This window comes from Dokdonia sp. Hel_I_53, assembly GCF_007827465.1.
Lineage (GTDB): Bacteria > Bacteroidota > Bacteroidia > Flavobacteriales > Flavobacteriaceae > Dokdonia.
In genome coordinates this window covers 1,256,289-1,274,728 of record NZ_VISL01000001.1, presented here as the reverse complement: position 1 = coordinate 1,274,728, position 18,440 = coordinate 1,256,289, and the positions used below count along the sequence as shown (strand labels likewise).

Annotated in this window: 19 protein-coding genes and 1 tRNA gene; 14 read left to right on the top strand and 6 right to left on the bottom strand. The window is 35.4% G+C overall.

The annotated features are described in order from the left end of the window. Positions 1–8 precede the first annotated feature (8 nt). From murD to OD90_RS05615, 9 genes are all read left to right on the top strand, one after another. Complete coding sequence (gene murD / locus OD90_RS05655) at positions 9–1,346, top strand: UDP-N-acetylmuramoyl-L-alanine--D-glutamate ligase (protein ID WP_144667820.1); 1,338 nt, start codon at positions 9–11, stop codon at positions 1,344–1,346. A gap of 122 nt (positions 1,347–1,468) precedes the next feature. After that, a complete protein-coding gene (locus tag OD90_RS05650) occupies positions 1,469–2,677 on the top strand; it encodes an FtsW/RodA/SpoVE family cell cycle protein (RefSeq protein ID WP_144667817.1) in 1,209 nt (402 codons plus the stop codon). Then, positions 2,664–3,761 carry an undecaprenyldiphospho-muramoylpentapeptide beta-N-acetylglucosaminyltransferase gene (gene murG, locus OD90_RS05645; RefSeq protein ID WP_144667814.1) on the top strand — a complete coding sequence of 366 codons (1,098 nt, stop codon included), beginning with the start codon at positions 2,664–2,666 and terminating at the stop codon, positions 3,759–3,761. The genes OD90_RS05650 and murG overlap by 14 nt, the downstream gene beginning before the upstream one ends. 2 nt (positions 3,762–3,763) lie before the next feature. After that, entirely contained in the window at positions 3,764–5,116 is a 1,353-nt protein-coding gene (gene murC / locus OD90_RS05640) for a UDP-N-acetylmuramate--L-alanine ligase (RefSeq protein WP_144667811.1), read from the top strand. Between the two features lie 16 nt (positions 5,117–5,132). Then, positions 5,133–5,822 (top strand): cell division protein FtsQ/DivIB, encoded by a 690-nt coding sequence (locus tag OD90_RS05635; protein ID WP_261374465.1) that lies wholly within the window; start codon positions 5,133–5,135, stop codon positions 5,820–5,822. 154 nt (positions 5,823–5,976) lie between these two features. After that, positions 5,977–7,320 carry a cell division protein FtsA gene (gene ftsA / locus OD90_RS05630; RefSeq protein ID WP_144667805.1) on the top strand — a complete coding sequence of 448 codons (1,344 nt, stop codon included), beginning with the start codon at positions 5,977–5,979 and terminating at the stop codon, positions 7,318–7,320. Positions 7,321–7,414: 94 nt separating this feature from the next. Next, the gene (ftsZ, locus tag OD90_RS05625) at positions 7,415–9,526 is read left to right on the top strand and encodes a cell division protein FtsZ (RefSeq protein ID WP_144667802.1); all 2,112 of its coding nucleotides are present in this window, start codon (positions 7,415–7,417) and stop codon (positions 9,524–9,526) included. Positions 9,527–9,721: 195 nt separating this feature from the next. Then, the gene (locus tag OD90_RS05620) at positions 9,722–10,171 is read left to right on the top strand and encodes a GatB/YqeY domain-containing protein (RefSeq protein WP_144667799.1); all 450 of its coding nucleotides are present in this window, start codon (positions 9,722–9,724) and stop codon (positions 10,169–10,171) included. A 71-nt stretch (positions 10,172–10,242) separates the two neighbouring features. After that, positions 10,243–10,316, top strand: a tRNA-Arg gene (locus OD90_RS05615). A gap of 180 nt (positions 10,317–10,496) precedes the next feature. On the opposite strand, the gene OD90_RS05610 is transcribed toward OD90_RS05615, so the two are convergent. Beyond that, complete coding sequence (locus OD90_RS05610) at positions 10,497–10,889, bottom strand: toxin-antitoxin system YwqK family antitoxin (protein WP_144667796.1); 393 nt, start codon at positions 10,887–10,889, stop codon at positions 10,497–10,499. Between the two features lie 120 nt (positions 10,890–11,009). Between OD90_RS05610 and OD90_RS05605 the strand changes: the two genes are divergently transcribed. Together OD90_RS05605 and OD90_RS05600 are read left to right on the top strand one after the other, a co-directional pair. Next, positions 11,010–11,891: a hypothetical protein gene (locus OD90_RS05605; RefSeq protein WP_144667792.1), complete on the top strand. Its 882-nt coding sequence runs from the start codon at positions 11,010–11,012 to the stop codon at positions 11,889–11,891. Positions 11,892–11,915: 24 nt separating this feature from the next. Next, complete coding sequence (locus OD90_RS05600) at positions 11,916–12,917, top strand: fasciclin domain-containing protein (protein ID WP_144667789.1); 1,002 nt, start codon at positions 11,916–11,918, stop codon at positions 12,915–12,917. Positions 12,918–13,367: 450 nt separating this feature from the next. Here the strand turns inward: OD90_RS05600 and OD90_RS05595 are convergent, their stop codons facing one another. Then, complete coding sequence (locus OD90_RS05595) at positions 13,368–14,006, bottom strand: hypothetical protein (RefSeq protein WP_144667786.1); 639 nt, start codon at positions 14,004–14,006, stop codon at positions 13,368–13,370. Positions 14,007–14,310: 304 nt separating this feature from the next. On the opposite strand from OD90_RS05595, the gene OD90_RS05590 reads away from it, so the two are divergent. Both OD90_RS05590 and OD90_RS05585 read left to right on the top strand, forming a co-directional pair. Further along, positions 14,311–14,493, top strand: a complete 183-nt coding sequence (locus tag OD90_RS05590; RefSeq protein ID WP_144667783.1) for a hypothetical protein — start codon at positions 14,311–14,313, stop codon at positions 14,491–14,493. An 11-nt stretch (positions 14,494–14,504) separates the two neighbouring features. After that, on the top strand, positions 14,505–14,723 hold the full coding sequence (locus OD90_RS05585; protein ID WP_144667780.1) for a hypothetical protein: 219 nt from the start codon (positions 14,505–14,507) through the stop codon (positions 14,721–14,723). 138 nt (positions 14,724–14,861) lie between these two features. Here the strand turns inward: OD90_RS05585 and OD90_RS05580 are convergent, their stop codons facing one another. Then, complete coding sequence (locus OD90_RS05580; protein WP_144667777.1) at positions 14,862–15,347, bottom strand: ferritin-like domain-containing protein; 486 nt, start codon at positions 15,345–15,347, stop codon at positions 14,862–14,864. 196 nt (positions 15,348–15,543) lie between these two features. Between OD90_RS05580 and OD90_RS05575 the strand changes: the two genes are divergently transcribed. Continuing rightward, on the top strand, positions 15,544–16,062 hold the full coding sequence (locus tag OD90_RS05575) for a DUF421 domain-containing protein (RefSeq protein ID WP_144667774.1): 519 nt from the start codon (positions 15,544–15,546) through the stop codon (positions 16,060–16,062). Between the two features lie 25 nt (positions 16,063–16,087). Here OD90_RS05575 and OD90_RS05570 read toward each other — a convergent pair whose 3' ends face one another. From OD90_RS05570 to OD90_RS05560, 3 genes are read right to left on the bottom strand one after another with little or no spacing between them, the layout of a single operon-like run. Beyond that, positions 16,088–16,501 (bottom strand): DUF6691 family protein, encoded by a 414-nt coding sequence (locus OD90_RS05570; RefSeq protein ID WP_144667771.1) that lies wholly within the window; start codon positions 16,499–16,501, stop codon positions 16,088–16,090. Between the two features lie 4 nt (positions 16,502–16,505). Further along, the gene (locus OD90_RS05565) at positions 16,506–17,063 is read right to left on the bottom strand and encodes a YeeE/YedE family protein (protein WP_144667768.1); all 558 of its coding nucleotides are present in this window, start codon (positions 17,061–17,063) and stop codon (positions 16,506–16,508) included. A 24-nt stretch (positions 17,064–17,087) separates the two neighbouring features. Next, entirely contained in the window at positions 17,088–18,419 is a 1,332-nt protein-coding gene (locus OD90_RS05560; protein ID WP_144667765.1) for an MBL fold metallo-hydrolase, read from the bottom strand. Between the last annotated feature and the right edge of the window lie 21 nt (positions 18,420–18,440).

The window sequence follows — 18,440 nt, the reverse complement described above, 5'->3', positions numbered from 1 at the left end:
AAGCAAAAATGAAAAAAAGACTTGTCATATTAGGAGCGGGAGAAAGCGGTGTTGGTACGGCCATATTAGCTCATGCTAAAGGCTATGAGGTTTTTGTTTCTGACTTTGGGGAAATAAAAGCTAAGTATAAATCTGTTTTAAATCAGTATAATTTTGATTGGGAAGAAAATGGACACACAGAAGCTAAAATTTTAAATGCAGCTGTTGTGATGAAAAGCCCGGGCATTCCTGATACGGCACCTATCGTAAAACAGCTTCTTGAAAAGGGCATTCTGGTTGTTTCAGAAATAGAGTTTGCGGCGCAGTTTACAGATGCTACTATCATAGGTATTACTGGAAGTAATGGTAAAACCACTACAACACTACTTGCAGGGCATATTTTACAGCAAGCAGGCCTTAATACAGGAATCGCTGGAAATATAGGTGACAGTTTTGCTAAGATGGTTCTAGAGAAAGAGATTGATACGTATGTGCTAGAGATAAGCAGTTTCCAGTTAGACGGTATTAAGGATTTTGCTCCACATATAGCAATTTTATTAAACATTAGTCCAGATCATTTAGACCGTTACGATAATAAATTCGAAAACTACATCGCCTCAAAATTCAGAATAGCGATGAATCAAAAAGAAACAGATTATCTCATCTATGATGCAGATGATCCCGTAATCGTAAACTGGTTAGAAAAACATCCAGTAAAATCAAAATTACTTCCATTTTCAATGAATCAAACATTTAAAGAGGGAGCTTACATAGAAAACAACAATTTGTTTACAAACATAGATAACAACACATTTACCATGGCAACTCAAAATCTAGCGCTTAGAGGAAAACATAATACAAAAAATGCAATGGCTGCATCTACAGTAGCAAATTTGCTTAAAATCCGTAAAGCTACAATTCGAGAGAGTCTAGAAGGTTTCCAAGGAGTAGAACATAGGTTAGAGCAAGTTCTTAAAATTAATAACGTGCAGTATATCAACGATAGTAAAGCAACTAATGTAAATGCTACGTTCTATGCTTTAGATAGTATGAGTGAACCCACCGTATGGATTGTGGGAGGGGTAGATAAAGGAAATGATTATAGAGATCTCTACCCTCTTATTAATGAGAAAGTTAAGGCTATCATTTGTTTAGGGGTAGACAACTCAAAGTTGATGAGTCATTTTAGCAATATGGTGGATGTTATTGTAGAGACACCCTCTATGAAGGAGGCTGTAAAAATTGCATATAAAGTAGCAGAGCGCGGTGATAATGTTTTGTTGTCTCCAGCGTGTGCAAGTTTTGATTTATTTGATAATTATGAAGATCGTGGTCGTCAGTTCAAAGAAGCTGTAAGAGACCTATAAAGTTAAGGCTGATTTGAAAAGCCAGTCACATTCCCCCGTAATTATGTTGACTGGCTACTTCAGCTTTTAGAGTTAAGCTTTCGCGAAAGCAAAAGCGTTAGTAAATATATATAACAAGTATTGTGAGTACATCATTTAAGAACATATTTGCTGGATTGCAAGGGGATAAAGCCATTTGGGCTATTGTTGCTTTGCTTGCATTGTTTTCATTTATGCCAGTGTACAGCGCCGCAAGTAATCTAGCTTACACAAAAGGCGATGGGAATACCATTGGTTTTTTAGTAAAACACGGGATGCATTTAGTCCTTGGGTTTGGTATGCTTTATGGGGTTCATAAAATACCGTATCATTACTTTAAGGGGCTTTCCTATATTGCAATACCATTTGTAATCGTTTTACTTATTGTGACCCTAGCACAAGGAACAACTATGGGTGGCGCAAATGCAAGTAGGTGGATACATATACCCATAATAGGAATAGGTTTCCAGACTTCTGCCTTTGCGGGTGTAGTATTGATGGTTTATGTTGCGAGGTACCTAGCAAAAATTCAAGATAAAGAAGTTACTTTTAAAGAGACTTTAGTACCGCTTTGGTTACCAGTGGCTTGTGTTTTAGCCCTTATTTTACCTGCAAATTTCTCTACAACTGCAATCATCGCATTAATGGTCGTTACCTTGGTATTTCTAGGAGGATATCCGCTCAAGTATTTAGGTATTGTTATGGTGACAGGGCTTATAGCGTTACTATTTTTTGTTTTAGTTGTTAAAGCTTTTCCAGGAGTATTCCCTAATAGGGTAGACACGTGGATAAGTAGAGTTGAAAACTTTGCTAATGATGAGGTAGATGCAGATGCAGATTATCAAATAGAAAGAGCAAAAATTGCCATCGCCTCTGGTGGACTATTTGGTCAAGGGCCAGGAAAAAGTGTACAAAAGAATTTTTTACCACAATCGTCATCAGATTTCATTTATGCGATTATTGTAGAAGAATGGGGATTAATGGGCGCAGGTTTATTACTTAGCGCATATATGCTATTACTATTTCGAATAACCGTGATAGCACATAAGGCAGAGACAATTTTTGCCAAGCTTATTGTTGTAGGGGTGGGACTGCCTATTGTATTTCAAGCTTTAATTAATATGGCAGTTGCGGTAGAATTATTTCCTGTAACGGGACAAACTTTACCATTAGTGAGTAGTGGGGGTTCATCTATATGGATGACCTGCCTTGCCATAGGTATTGTATTAAGTGTGAGTGCAAAACGTAAGTTTACACCACAAAAAGAAGAAAATGAATTAAATCCATTAGACGTACTAAGTGAAACCATATAAAGTTATAGTATCAGGAGGAGGAACAGGCGGGCATATTTACCCGGCTATTGCTATTGCAAAAGAAATACAAGCGCGTCATCCAGACGCGCAGTTTCTATTTGTGGGGGCGAGTAATCGTATGGAGATGGAAAAAGTTCCAAACGCTGGATTTGATATAGAAGGTTTATGGATTGCAGGATTACAACGAAAGCTCACGGTAGATAATTTAATGTTTCCTATTAAGCTCATAAGTAGCCTTTGGAAGTCACATCAAATTATTAGAAAATTTAAGCCTGATGTGGTTATAGGGACGGGAGGTTTTGCTAGTGGTCCACTATTAAAAACTGCCGTGTGGAACAATATTCCTGCCCTAGTGCAAGAGCAAAATTCTTACGCAGGTATTACCAATAAATTATTGAGCAAGGGTGTAGAAAAAATCTGCGTGGCATATGACAATATGGAAACCTATTTTCCTGCGTCAAAAATTGTTAAAACAGGTAATCCAGTCCGATCTGACCTTCTAGATATAGATAGTAAACGAACTGCAGCTCTTACCAAATATGGTTTTTCTTCAGCCAATAGAGTGGTATTAGTTTTAGGAGGTAGTTTAGGTGCAAGAGCTATTAATGAGTTAATAAGTAAACAGCTCCCGCTATTTAAGGAACTAGGAGTTCAAGTATTATGGCAAACAGGCAAACTGTACATAGATACATATATGCATCTTGCAAGTGACACTGTACGTGTGATGGACTATATAAATGAAATGGATCTTGCTTACGCTGCCGCTGATATTATAATATCGAGAGCAGGAGCAAGTAGTGTTTCAGAGTTGTGTATTGTTGGTAAAGCAACGCTTTTTATTCCTTCACCAAACGTTGCAGAAGACCATCAAACTAAAAATGCTCGTGCGATAGAAAAGGAGGATGGCGCTATCCTAATTTCAGAAAACGAACTTGATAAAAAATTTGATCTTGTTTTTACTGGACTTATAAATGATGAAAAAGTGCGGTTAAAACTTGGACGAAACATAAAAAAACTAGCACTGCCTAATGCGACGCAAGACATTGTAGATGAGGTAGAGGCAATCATAAAGAATACTAAATAACCATGCGATCACTAGATAACATATCAAATATTTATTTTGTAGGTATAGGCGGTATTGGCATGAGTGCCTTAGCGGTATATTTTCATAATGAAGGTAATAGAGTTGCCGGTTACGATAAAACGCCGTCAGATATTACACGCGATTTAGAAAGCTCTGGAATTGCTATCCATTATGAAGATAATGGGTCAAATGTAGTAGAGGGATTTGAATCTATAGACGACACTTTGATTGTGTATACTCCAGCTGTACCTGATAGTTTTGGCGAATTGCAATATTTTCGCAAAAGCGGGTATAACATAAAGAAACGTGCAGAAGTACTTGGTCTAATTACTCGTGGCATTTATAGTTTAGCCGTAGCAGGAACACACGGAAAAACCACTACATCAAGTATTTTAGGACACTTACTCGCCGCGACTGGTGCTCCTGTCACAGCTTTTGTGGGAGGGATCACAAATAATTACAATGGCAACTTGATTCAAAAAGGAAACGAAGTTGTTGTAGTAGAAGCAGATGAGTTTGACCGTTCATTCCTTCAACTTAAGCCTAATCTTATCTGTATAACATCAATGGATGCAGATCATCTGGATATATATGCTAGTGAAGATGAACTAATAAGCACATTCCAAGAATTTGGTTTACTAGTTCCTTCAAAAAATCGATTTATCAAAAACGGACTTCCGCTGGAAGGAAATACAGTAGGTATTGAAGATGCATCAGATTACTGTGCACAAAATATACAGGTGCAAGACGGACAATATGTTTTTGATTTAAAATACCCAGAGGGAGAACTTATAGGTCTTAGAAGTAATTTACCTGGCAGGCATAATCTGTTTAATGCTATCACAGCATTAGCAATGGCAATGGCATACGGAACAGAAAAAGAACAATTACACGCCGCTTTATTGAGTTATACAGGTGTAAACAGGCGTTTTACTTATAGGGTTAAAAGAACGGATCTTGTTTTAATAGATGATTATGCACACCATCCTACAGAAATAGCCGCCGTGCACCAAAGCGTAAGAGAGATGTATCCTAAGGAAGAGGTGATGGCTATATTTCAGCCACATTTATTCTCACGTACAAAAGATTTTATGGAAGATTTTGCTCGTGAGTTAAGCGGGTTTGACGAGGTTGTATTACTGGACATTTATCCTGCAAGAGAACTTCCTATTTCAGGAGTGACAAGTAATGTGCTATTATCTAAAATGACGCTTTCGCGAAAGCAAATTATTGCTAAAGAACAGCTTTATAATACAGTAAGTGCAGCAACACAAAAAATAATTGTAATGATGGGCGCTGGAGATATAGGTGTTGAAATATTAAAAGTAACAAGAAAATTAACGGGTGAAAATTAATTGGTTTTATATAAAAATGCTGATTTTACTAGGGTTTACAATCTTCCTAGTAGTTTTTACTGTACGCAGAAATGAACAACGTGAAGTTCAAGATGTTACTATAGCTTTTAGTGATGAGAGCGCACCTTTTGTAACCCGCGAGACCGTTAATAAATTGTTGATAGTAAGTTCTAAAAACGGTGCAAGTAACGCAAAAGAAAATTTAGCTTTGAGTACCTTGGAAAAGCGTATCACGGCGCATCCAATTATCAAAAGTGCAGATGTTTACGTTACAATGTCTGGAAAAATAGGAGTTTCTATAGAGCAGCGTAAGCCTATTGCACGTATCAATGGAAATCCACCTTTTTATATGGATAGCTCTGGGGAATTAATGCCACTGTCAAAAAATTTTTCTGCACACGTTCCCTTAGTGTCAGGAACTAGTAAAAAAGATACTTTGCAAGTATATAAACTTGCAACCTATATAAGAAATGATGCATTTCTTTTAAAACACATTATTGGTATTACTCGTGATAAAAAAGGAGAGTATATACTAGAAGCACGTAAACAAGAGTATAAGATCGTGTTAGGTGCTATTAAAGATTTGAATAAACGTTTTAGTAATTATAAAGCATTTTACCAAAAAGCTTTGAAAGATAAAAGTTTAAATAACTATAAACTAATATCGCTTAAGTATGATGGACAGGTCGTTTGTGAGAAAAAATAAAGAAGCAATTTGTAAATAATTTTAACAGTGAGTTGGCAGGTTACAACAGCATATGATTTGTAAAATTGCGTTTTTAAAATAACATAAATACGCTTTCGCGAAAGCAAAAAAAGGAATAAGAAGAATACCTTGTAAAAAGCAAGAAACTAATAGTATGGAAAATCAAAATATCGCAGTAGGACTGGACATAGGGACCACGAAGATCGTGGCGATGATAGGGCGGTACAATGAGTACAATAAAGTAGAAATCCTAGGTATTGGGAAGTCCAAAAGTTTAGGAGTACACAGAGGTGTGGTAAATAATATCACACAAACCATACAGTCCGTACAGCAAGCAGTACAAGAGGCAGAGGATGTCTCTGGAATTAAAATAGAAGATGTTGTGGTAGGTATTGCAGGTCAACATATTAGATCATTGCAACACAGTGACTACATCACTCGTAATAACTCAGAAGAAGTAATAGACGCAAAAGATATTGATGCACTTTGTAATCAAGTGCATAAGCTAGTTATGTTACCAGGTGAAGAGATTATTCATGTTTTACCACAAGAGTATAAAGTGGATGGACAGAGTGAGATCAAAGAGCCTATTGGGATGTATGGAGGTCGAGTAGAAGCAAACTTTCATGTTGTTGTAGGTCAAGTTGCGTCCATACGCAATATAGGAAGGTGTGTAAAAAGTGCGGGACTCAAGCTAGATCGTATCACATTAGAACCTTTGGCTTCTGCAAATGCAGTATTGAGTCAAGAAGAAAAAGAAGCAGGAGTAGCTCTAATTGATATAGGGGGTGGAACAACAGACCTAGCCATTTTTAAAGATGGAATTATCCGCCATACAGCTGTGATTCCTTTCGGTGGTAATATCATTACTGAAGATATTAAGGAAGGATGTTCTATTATCGAGAAGCAAGCAGAATTACTCAAGATTAAATTTGGATCTGCCTGGCCAGGAGAAAATAAGGATAATGAAATCGTTTCAATCCCAGGATTGAGAGGGAGAGAGCCTAAAGAAATAACACTTAAGAACCTTTCTAAAATCATCCACGCACGAGTCGTGGAGATTATTGAACAAGTATATCTCGAGGTTAAGAATTACGGTCATGAGGAGCAAAAGAAAAAATTAATTGCAGGCATTGTACTTACTGGCGGTGGAAGCCAGCTTAAACACCTCAAGCAATTAGTAGAATATATCACAGGAATGGATACTCGTATAGGATATCCAAATGAACACCTTGCTGGTGACAGTGATAGTGATACTACAAGTCCATTGTATGCAACAGCTGTAGGACTTGTGATGAACAGTTTAGAACATAGGAATTACAAGAGTAATTCCGAAGAAGAAGTAATCGCTCAAGAAGAAGATGCTTTTACAGATACAATAAATGAAGTTCCAGAAACAGACGTAGAAGGTCGGACAGAGGAAAAAGAAATGCCAAGAAAAAGCATATTTGACCGCTGGGCAGATAAGTTCAAGGACTTTTTAGACAATGCAGAGTAAGAAATAATTTTTTAAGAAAAGTAAGGCTACAGGCATTACAGTGCATAGGTGACACAGGTCATAAAAATACAAAAGGGGCAAAAAATATATTGATATGAGTACGACACAATTTGATAACATAACATTTGACTTACCTAAGAACCAAAGCCACGTCATTAAAGTGATAGGTGTAGGTGGGGGAGGCAGTAACGCAATTAACCATATGTTCCAGCAAGGAATAAATGGAGTGGATTTTGTTATCTGTAACACAGATGCACAAGCACTTGAAAATAGCACAGTACCTAATAAAATACAACTTGGAGTTGGGTTAACGGAAGGGCTAGGTGCTGGTGCAAATCCAGAGGTAGGCGAGCAGGCAGCTATTGAGAGTGAGATGGATATCAAACAAATGTTGGGAGCCAATACCAAAATGATATTTATCACCGCTGGAATGGGAGGTGGTACGGGTACTGGAGCTGCTCCAGTAATCGCAAAAATGGCACGTGAATTGGATATCCTAGTCGTAGGGATAGTTACAATACCGTTTCAATTTGAAGGAAAGATGCGTAATGAGCAAGCTCAAAAAGGAGTAGATCGTTTACGTGCACAAGTAGACTCCTTAATTGTTATAAATAATAACAAACTACGTGAAGTTTACGGAAACCTAGGGTTTAAAGCTGGTTTTAGCAAAGCAGATGAAGTACTTGCTACCGCATCTAGAGGTATTGCAGAGGTTATTACGCATCACTACACCCAAAATATTGACCTTCGTGATGCAAAAACAGTACTTAGTAAGTCAGGAACAGCCATCATGGGTAGTGCAACTGCCAGTGGAACAAGTAGGGCTAACGAAGCAATTTCTAAAGCATTAGATTCACCACTACTTAACGACAATAAAATTACAGGTGCAAAGAACGTATTACTGCTTATTGTATCTGGTGGTGACGAGATTACTATTGATGAGATAGGGGAGATAAACGATCATATCCAAGCTGAGGCAGGTCATAGTGCAAACATAATCATGGGTGTTGGTGAAGATGAGTCTTTAGGAGATGCGATTTCTGTAACCATAATTGCTACTGGTTTTAATGCAGAACAACAAAATGAGATTGTAAATGTTGAAACTAAGAAAATCATACATACATTAGAAGAAGAGCAAAAAGCGCAACAAGATTTAATGCCAGATGCTACTGTAGAAATTCCTACTGAAGCTCCTGTTTCGCCCACTAAGCCTACTCCACCTCAAAAAATTATACATACTTTAAACCTAGATGAGGTAGATAATTTAACGGATAAAGCTGGTAGACTTAATATTAAGAGTAAACCAGAAAATCCGAGTGAGAGCACAAAATCAGGGTTGTTTAACAATTATCAACCTACTGTAAATACTAGCGAAAGAAAAAAAGTGCCTGCTGAGCGTGATGAGATTGCACTCCCAAAAGCGACAGGCAATGCGTCTCAACTTTCAATGGATATCATTCCTTCAAATGAAGTTTTACGCAATATTGAAGTCACATACGATGAAGTATTGGCAGAGCGAGAAGAGGATTTTGAGATCATAGACACCACTTCTCGTAAAGAAACTAAGAACATAAATCAAGATCATCAAGATAGCGACGGGATGTTATTTTTTGATATGCCACTCCATAAAGAGTCTCAAAAAAATGAAATTACTCAAGAAACTACTCAAGACGGAATGATAAAGTTTAGTCTCGATGAAGAAGAGGGTATATCTAACATGGAAGTAAACGAACCTGTAGAAGTTGTGCCTATGACAACAAACACAGATAATAGTGGTAAAACAACTTACAGCCTTGAGGACTATATGGAGTTAGAAGAAAATTTATCTAACGCAAAACCAAAATGTGAGGATGATAATTCTAATGAGGAAAACATCGTATTTGAAACCAAAACAGTTCCTGCAACACCTAGGCATGAAGAGACAGATGAAGAAGTAGACCCAATGAATAGTCCTATTTCTAAATTACTTATTGATCGAGCAGCTGAACGTAAACGTAAAATGAAGGAGTTTAATTATAAATTTCATCACAACCAGTCGCGTATAGATGAGATAGAAAAACAACCTGCATATAAGCGTATGGGTATAAATTTAGAAGATGCACCTCATAAAGATGGAGGTTTATCAAGAACGAGTATCTCTACAGATGATAATGATGAAATACAATTGAGACGTAACAACTCTTTTCTACACGATAATGTAGATTAAGATTCCATTTTATACTCTTAATCCGACCGTTTTTTTAGATGGTCGGGTTTTCTTATTTCTTAGACCAAACAATCGTTAGTTAGTAGGTGACTGCAACCTTACAGATAGTTGACCTAGCCATTGCTATATTGTATCTTTGAAAAATAATAGAAATTGACAAATTAAAACGTAGCGAAAGCGAAAATTATAGAAAATATGAGTTTATCTACAAAGGTTATGACTGCGATGAAAGAGGCAATGAAGGCAAAAGATCAAAATGCCTTAACGTCTTTGAGGGCTATAAAATCAGCGATTTTACTTGCTCAGACTGAAAGTGGCTCAAAAGAAGAACTCACACAGGAAAAAGAATTAGCAATACTACAAAAGCTTGTAAAGCAACGTAAAGATAGCGCAGCTATTTTTTCTGAACAAGGTCGTACAGATCTTGCTGAACCTGAAATTGAACAAGCAACCGTCATCGCTCAATTTTTACCTGCACAATTAAGTGATGAAGAGATAGCTGTTGTTGTAGATGAGGTTATTGAAACTACTGGAGCTTCTGGAATGAAAGATATGGGGAAAGTGATGGGTCAAGTAAACAGCAAGCTTGCAGGCAAGGCAGATGGAAAAACAATTAGTACTATAGTAAAGGCGAGACTAACTTAAAATTTTAAAAAATTAAAAATCAGATAGGTAATTTATAAAAGTTACATTTACGCTTTCGCGAAAGCAAAAAAGGCCTCGTAGTTCAACTGGATAGAATATCAGATTTCGGCTCTGACGGTTGGGGGTTCGAATCCCTTCGAGGTCACAAATAAATAGAAAAGTTTTACATCAAATCAAGCTCACTTAAATTTGTAAGTAGAGCTTTTCTATTTTTAGGGCGGAGCCCTGAGGAACCACTGCAGAAATTCTTCATTAATTATGTCCTTATAAAATATGTACTTGAACTATTGGGAAAAAATAGCATCATGAGATACTCCTAATAACTTTAAAAGTAATTATCTCTTTTAAACTTTTTTAAACTAGTCCAAGTGCCGGTCAATTGGTCACCACTGTACTTCTTTGCTTTATACAACTTATCATTTTTATATAGGAGTGCATAGCCATCTTTCACATCATCATTATATTGAACCTTGGTGATCGTATTATCTTTACCATATAAAATCCACCAATCGGTTCTTTTCCCTTGAGAGTAATGTCCTTCTTTCAATAACTCTCCTTCCTTGTTATAAAAAAACCAATAGCCATCTCTTTTGTCATTTTGAAGCCAGCCTTCCGATTTTAGTATTTCTCCGTCATAATATATTTTAGAATATATCTTGTCAGTTTGGGAGAAGCAAACAGTGGTACATACTAGTAGTATAAATCTTAGAAACATCATATGTTAATTCATTTATTTTATATACGTAAAATCCCTTGATGAGGTTTTATATAACTTTTTAAAAACCGCTTGGAACCTTTTTACGTACATAGATGTATAAATACAAAATCAAATAAAATTATGAAGTTAAATTTACTTTTTATCGGAATTGTCGCACTGTGCATTCCGAGTATTATTTCAGCTCAAAGCCCTGTAAGTGGCTTTATGAAAGCAAAAGGAGAAGGTAGTGCAACAGTCTCCTATTTTTCAGAAAATTACAGCGATGTATTCTTAGTTCCTGAAAAAGTTGAGGAAGTACCCGTTTTTAATGAGGTCACTAGAAATTCTGTAACACTTTATGCAGAATATGGTATTGCAGATAATTTCAATGTTGTAGTTAATTTACCATATATAAAGTCTAAAGGAGAGGCTACTGAGGCTACTTTAGCTAATAACGGTTTTGAGAATGAACGTAGCGGTATCCAAGATCTCGGGGTGTATGGAAAGTATAATATTTATTCAACACCAGTATTAAATGGTACTATAGATTTTATAGGGGCTGCCGGAGTAAAATTTCCACTGGGTGATTATCGTGTAGATGAAGGTCTTCAATCTATTATTGCTATAGGTAATAGAGCTACAGAAGTAACTGGATTAGGTATCGCAACCTATAAGGATAATTCAGGTTTGTTTGTAATAGGTCAAATGGGATATAGCTTAAAAGGTGATGATGTGCCAAATGCACTAATTAGTGAATTGAAATTAGGATATGCAGCAACAAAATTTTACATAGATGTTAATGTAGCAAATCAATTGTCTGATAAAGATGGTGTGGATATCTTACGAGATGGCTTTACAGGAGCATTTCCACTTACTCGTGTAAATTATACAAGATTAGGGTTAAACGCATTTGTGCCCATTTACCAAGGTTTTGGTATATCTGCAGGTACTAATGCTTATGTTGCTGGTAGAAATATAGGACAGGCTATTGGTTCTTATGCAGGTTTAACGTATTCATTCTAATAAAATTTAAAACTTATAAAAATTATGAAAAAATCATATATATATAGTAGTATGCTTTTAATAGCATTTATTTCAATCACTCTAACATCTTGTGAAACATCAAGTATTTACGAAGATGAGCTTAGCTCAATTTCTGGAATAGCGGTTGCAAATCCAGATTTTAGTACACTTGAAGCAGCAGCTGTTTACGGCAATGTTGCAGGTGTTTTAAGTAATGCTAACCCAAATGATCCATCAGGAGATTATACTGTATTTGCACCAAATGATGCCGCTTTTGCGCGTTTAGGGCTCACAGAATCTACTATAGGTGTACTACAACAAGGTTTTTTAACTAATGATTTATTGTATCATGTTTCTAATGGAAATTTAAGGGGTGCTGATATTATAGATGGCTCTACATCAAGCTCTGCTCTGCAAGGCCTTACAAGAAGATTTGTTGAGCGTGATGGTTCTCTATTTGTGAATGGATCAAGAATTTTAGCAACAGATATCGAAGCTGAAAATGGTACGATACACGTAATTGATAAGGTGATGATCGCCACTGGTGGAAACGTTGTAGAATCTGCTATAGCCTTACAAAGTGCTCAAGTTTTTCAAACATCTGAACTTTCATATCTTGTAGAGGCTGTGTTGTATGCGGAACTTGCAGAGGCATTAAGTAATCCTGATGCAAATTTTACGGTATTTGCACCTAATGATCAAGCTTTTATAGATTTAGGCACGGCGCTTGGATTGACATTTACAGAGCCAGCTGATATTAGACAACTTGACAAAGATTTAGTAACTGCGGTACTTTTAAATCACGTATTTGCAGATGTGAGTGCAGACAAATTTACATCTGAATTGAATGCAGGTTCTTTTGATGCGCTTGGCGATGATGATATCACTTTAGGTGAATATACTAACGGTGTACTTACTGTAAGTGGTTCTGGAAATGATAGCCCAGCTAATATGGTAATCCCTGATGTACAAACAACTAATGGGGTGGTTCACGTAATTGATCAAGTATTATTGCCTATTCTATAAAACACTAATTTCGTAAACTTTTAAGATTTAAATTATTTTACATCTTATAATAGAAAGAGAGCAGCTTTAAAAGTTGCTCTCTTTTTTATTTCTATTAGTGAGGTAACCTTGAATTATTAAATTGAATGATATAAATGAGATAATGCTAAGTGCATACTATATAAACTATTCCAGTAGTATTTAGAAACATAGTGAATACTGGGCAATTATTTCCAAGTTCTATTAGGATGAAAAAAGGTCCTTAAAGTCCATTTATCTATATTGGTTATTATATAGAAAAGGAGCTGTGGGTGAACATAATTACGCAGTAAAAAAAGATCTCATACTGATTCAATTTTAATTAATTAATACCTATAAAAATTCAGTGAATTAAACAAACTACTAGTACTGGGTGCTGAATCTAACAGTCACTATAAGACCGTCAAACCAATTATAGCTAGTAGTAAAAACTTATAAATTAGGTGTTAAATAACCAACACATAATTTCAAACCATTCACTTTATAGATTAAATCTTTTCCACCTATCACTAATCCTGCGCGCATAACTCCACTAACGCCGTTATCTGATAACACTACACTGTATAATCCATGCGAATCACCAGCCTTTATGATTTCAGTAAAAAAGGATGGTTTGTGTATATTAGAGTCCAAGAACTCCTTTACATTAAAGCCGTAATCCTGTAAATTTTGTCTACCATATTGCTCGAAATTTTTTGGAAAAAACATCTTAAAACCTACCCTTGGTGATGCTGGTATTTTGAATGTTTGATGAGACGCATCAATGTGTAGCTCTAAATCATAATTTGTGTTATTTGTTATATGGCTCCGGAAAACTACGTATGAATATTTTTTGCCTGTTATTGTAGCATAAATAAACCCACCCTTAGGAAAGCTATTTTCAATAATCACTTTTTCATTATTGCTATAACTGTGCTCATATTTTGTATGAAAGTTTTGGCTGTACAGCGATAGAGAAAGTAGAGTCATAACTAAGAACAGAATAATCTTCATCGTTATATAGTTAAAGGTGTTTTTAATGGCATATGTATACACACGATTGGCTCTTGTATATGAATTCTTATTTTCCAAATTAAAGTTTAGAGATATGTGATTGTCTAATTACGCTTTCGCGAAAGCGTAATCAGGACCTTAATTAGATCTTTTAAGTTAGTAATTTTTAACGTATTGACGTTAAAGTATTTTAAGATGGTATTTAATATTTGTGTTAGTAATTAACTTTAATAAAAAAACTATGAAACAGGTAAACAAATTATTTAGAATTGTAACTGTATTACAACTGGGTTACTATACCTATGATTGGATTAAAAACAAACGTTCTTTTAAAGAAGAATTCGTTCCAAATCTCAAAAAGTTGAAGAGAAAATTAATTTAAATGATAAATCTTATGGAAGTTAAAAAAAGTAATAAAGCAGAAAATCGTGAGAAGATAGAGAGACAGAAAGAAACTTCTTCAAAGGAGAAGAATGCAACATTTATTAAAGAAAAGGCTACTGTAAACGAAATGAGAGAAAGTGAAGCCAATGATACCATATCAACAGGGCAGAGTAGTAACTAAAATCTAAGGTCATGAAAGAGAAAATAAATAAAAAAGATCAAAAGGAGATTGATTTAGGTCCCCAAAAAGATGAGCACATAAATCAATATGGCGTTCAAGATGATGAAACTCTAAAAAGAAAAATTAATCCTAGTGAAGATGATGCTAATGAGTCCAGTACCATTTCAAACAAAGCAAATGCTGTACAGGACCACGCACATAAAGATGCTGAAATAAGATCTAAGCAATAAACCTATAGAATTTAAAACTCATTAAAGCCCTCAAAATTGAGGGCTTTATTTTTATTCTAGAATTCTATTATTTAAAAAGTTAAGGCATAAAAAAGCCTGATTAGTAAATCAGGCTTTTCAAAATTGTACTGAATTGAATTAGCTTTTGGCTTTTCTGTTAAGTCTGTCCTCTGCCATATCAGTAAGTTTATTGTCTGCACCATATTCTTCATCCAGAGTTTTCTGTAATTTTGAAGCAATATCATCATGTCCAAGTTCTTTGGCATATCTTATCACTGTTCCATATCCAGTAATTTCATAATGTTCTACACGTTGCGCTTGAGCTATTAAACCGGCATCTTTTACATCATCTGCAGCATCTTCTTTAATAAAATGCTCTGCTTCTTTAATAATACCTTCCATCGCTTTACACTTTTCACCAGATGGTTTTATATTTAGTGTATCTAAGATTGATTTAAGGCGATCTTTCTGGTTTTTAGTTTCAGAAAGGTGACTTTCAAAAGCTTCTTTAAGCTTTGTGTCCGTTGCATTTTCCACCATTTTTGGAAATGCATTTACAATTTGATCTTCAGCGCTGTATAAATCTTTTAGTTGGTGTTCAAATAGGTCAGTTAATGTTTTCATAGCTTTTCTTTTTTTTGTTATACAGCTAAATTACTATGAAGATTGACGAACAGAATTTGAATTAGTAATGTTTAACTCAGGCATCTTAATATTTATTAAATTAAAAGCCCACAACTAAAAATATCAAACGTTTCTATTTTGTTAAATTTTTAGTGTGAATGTTTTTGTTTTTACATTGTCGAAAAAAACACCTAAAATGGAAAATTGGATTATAGCATCTCTGCCAGCAATAGTAAAAGTTGTTTTGTCAATCGTAGCTATTTATATCATTATGATTCTATTAATTAGAATTTCAGGTCTAAGAACATTTGCAAAAATGTCAAGTATAGATTTTGCATCTACTATTGCAATTGGATCAGTTCTTGCTGCTGTAGTAATGAACAACAATCAGTCTATATTTAAAGGTGCTACGGCTCTTGCAGGGATTGTGTTATTTCAGAAGTCCTTTGCATATCTTGTAAGAAAATTTTCTTTCTTTAAAAATATGGCTACAAATGACCCAAAACTTTTAATGAAAGATGGAGTCATACTATATGAGAATCTTGAACAAACAAACATTGGCAAAGGTGATTTGATCGCTAAACTTAGAGAAGCAAATGTTTTGAACTTTTCAGAAGTACATGCGGTAGTGCTTGAAAGTACAGGAGATATGTCTGTACTACATAGCAGTGATAAGAATCTTCAAAGTGATTTGCTTTATGGAGTTTCAGAATAGAAAATCTACAATACCATCAAAACTATTAGTGTGGTAAATATTTTCTTACTATTCCATAAAGAAAAGTACCTAATAACGCACCAAAAATTACGATAAGTATAGATCCATAACCTGCACCCGCAAGAACATACATAGGGCCTGGACAAGCTCCAGAGAGCGCCCAGCCAAGACCAAATATTACGCCTCCAAAAAGATATCTAGATATGCTTTTATCCTTTGGTTTGAGACTCATCTCGCTACCATCTAGTGTTTTAATTTTCTTTGCTTTAATGATCTGTACACCCAATACACCAAGCACTAGAGCAGAACCAATAATACCATACATATGAAAACTCCCAAATTGGAACATTTCATAAATACGAAACCAAGAAGCAGCTTCAGATTTGAACATCACAATCCCGAAAAACACTCCAATTATTAAATAGATAAAATATCTCATTACTTTAAAATATTAAGGGGTAAATTAAATGAATCATTACGAGTCCACCTATAAAAAAACCAATCACTGCTATAAGCGACGGCAGTTGTAAATTACTTAAACCAGATATTGCATGTCCAGATGTACATCCGCCAGCATACCTAGCGCCAAAACCTACAAGTAATCCACCTATAAGTAAAAGGATATTAGTTCCAGGATTTGAAAGCGCATCGTAACCAAAAATCTCTGGTGGTAAGTAACTTTCTCCAGCACTAGTTATCTGATAATCATTTGCCAGTTGCTGTGCAATCTCAGGATTAATAACAACTGTATTGTCACTAAGAAATACTGATGCTATATAGCCACCTATAATTGCGCCTAGAACAACCATTAGGTTCCATCGTTGTGCTTTCCAATCAAATTTAAAGAAATCTGAAAATTTGCCACAGCCTACAGCACTACAAGCGGTACGTAAGTTTGATGACATCCCAAATTGTTTACCAGTGATAAGCAGGAGAAACATTACTAAGGCAATGAGCGGCCCCGCAACATACCATGGCCATGGTTCATAAATTACATCCATATAATTTTATTTCTTAAATTAATTTTAGTCTTGAAATTTTTTCACATCATCACTTAGGTCGTAAATCGTGACATCTTCAAGTATGCTTTGTAGTATACTACTTCCAGCAGCACTTCTATAACCTCCTGCACAATGAACAACAATAGGTTTATCAGTAGGAATTTCACTAGCAGTGTCTCTCAGTTCATTAAGTGGGTGAGGTAAAGCACTTTCAAAAATTTTCCCTTCCTCAATTTCACTTGTATTACGTATATCTACGATGGTATAATTGTCAGGATTTTTTTCAAAATCTTGGACGTCTAATTTTTCTGTAATAGCTAGAAAATCTTTAGGTAAGGTTATAGTCTTGAGAATAATTTTCTCATAGCCAATTTTTGCAATACGATTTAATAGTTTCTTTTCAGAATCTTTGTGATCAAGCACCATCGTAAACTTTTCTTCAGGTTTAATAATAGAACCTAACCAAGTTTCAAATTTAGCATTATCAGAAACAGCTTGTATATTAAAGCTACCTTCTAAGTGGCCATTTTTAAAAGATTCCTCATCTCTAGTATCTACAATAATTCCGGTTGCGGTTGTGCCTTCAGATAATGGTACACCATTAATTGATGATTCAAGATTATCTGCTCCCGTTTTATTAAGATCTACATCAAAACCAAAATAAGATGGTATAAATGGTTGACCATCAAGAAGCACATCCATAAATTCCTCTTTAGTCTGCTTTTTAAAGGCCCAATTTCCCATGCGCTCATTACCTAATGTACTGCTATTTGCATCACTTAGGTTTTTACCACATAATGAACCTGCACCATGAGCAGGATATACCAAAGCATCATCTGGCAAATCAGTAAATTTTGTTGTAATTGTTTCATACATCATCTCTGCTAGCTCTTCTCTCTTAGCTTGCATATTACCTGCTTTCTCTCTGAGATCTGGTCTACCTACGTCACCTATAAAAAGAGTGTCACCAGTAAACATGGCAGTCTCATCACCTTGAGTTGCTACAATTGTGATGCTATCTGGTGAGTGACCTGGAGTGTTAATTGCCTTAAGTGTTATTTGTCCTAGTTCAATGTGATCACCACTATCAAAAGATTTGTGAGGATAATCTGCGCCTAGTTCTTCACTATTATATATAGTAGCGCCAGTTGTTTTGTGAATTTCTAAATGTGAGCTCACAAAATCTGCATGGGGATGAGTTTCAATTACTGCTACTATTTCTGCATTATTCGCTTTCGCGAAAGCGTAATACTGTGAAGGGTCTCTCTCTGGATCTACTACCGCCATTTTGCCATCGCTTATGATAGCGTAAGAGTAATGAGCTAGAGGCTTATATTCGAATTGTTTTATAGTCATTTTTCTAATTTTTATAAAAAT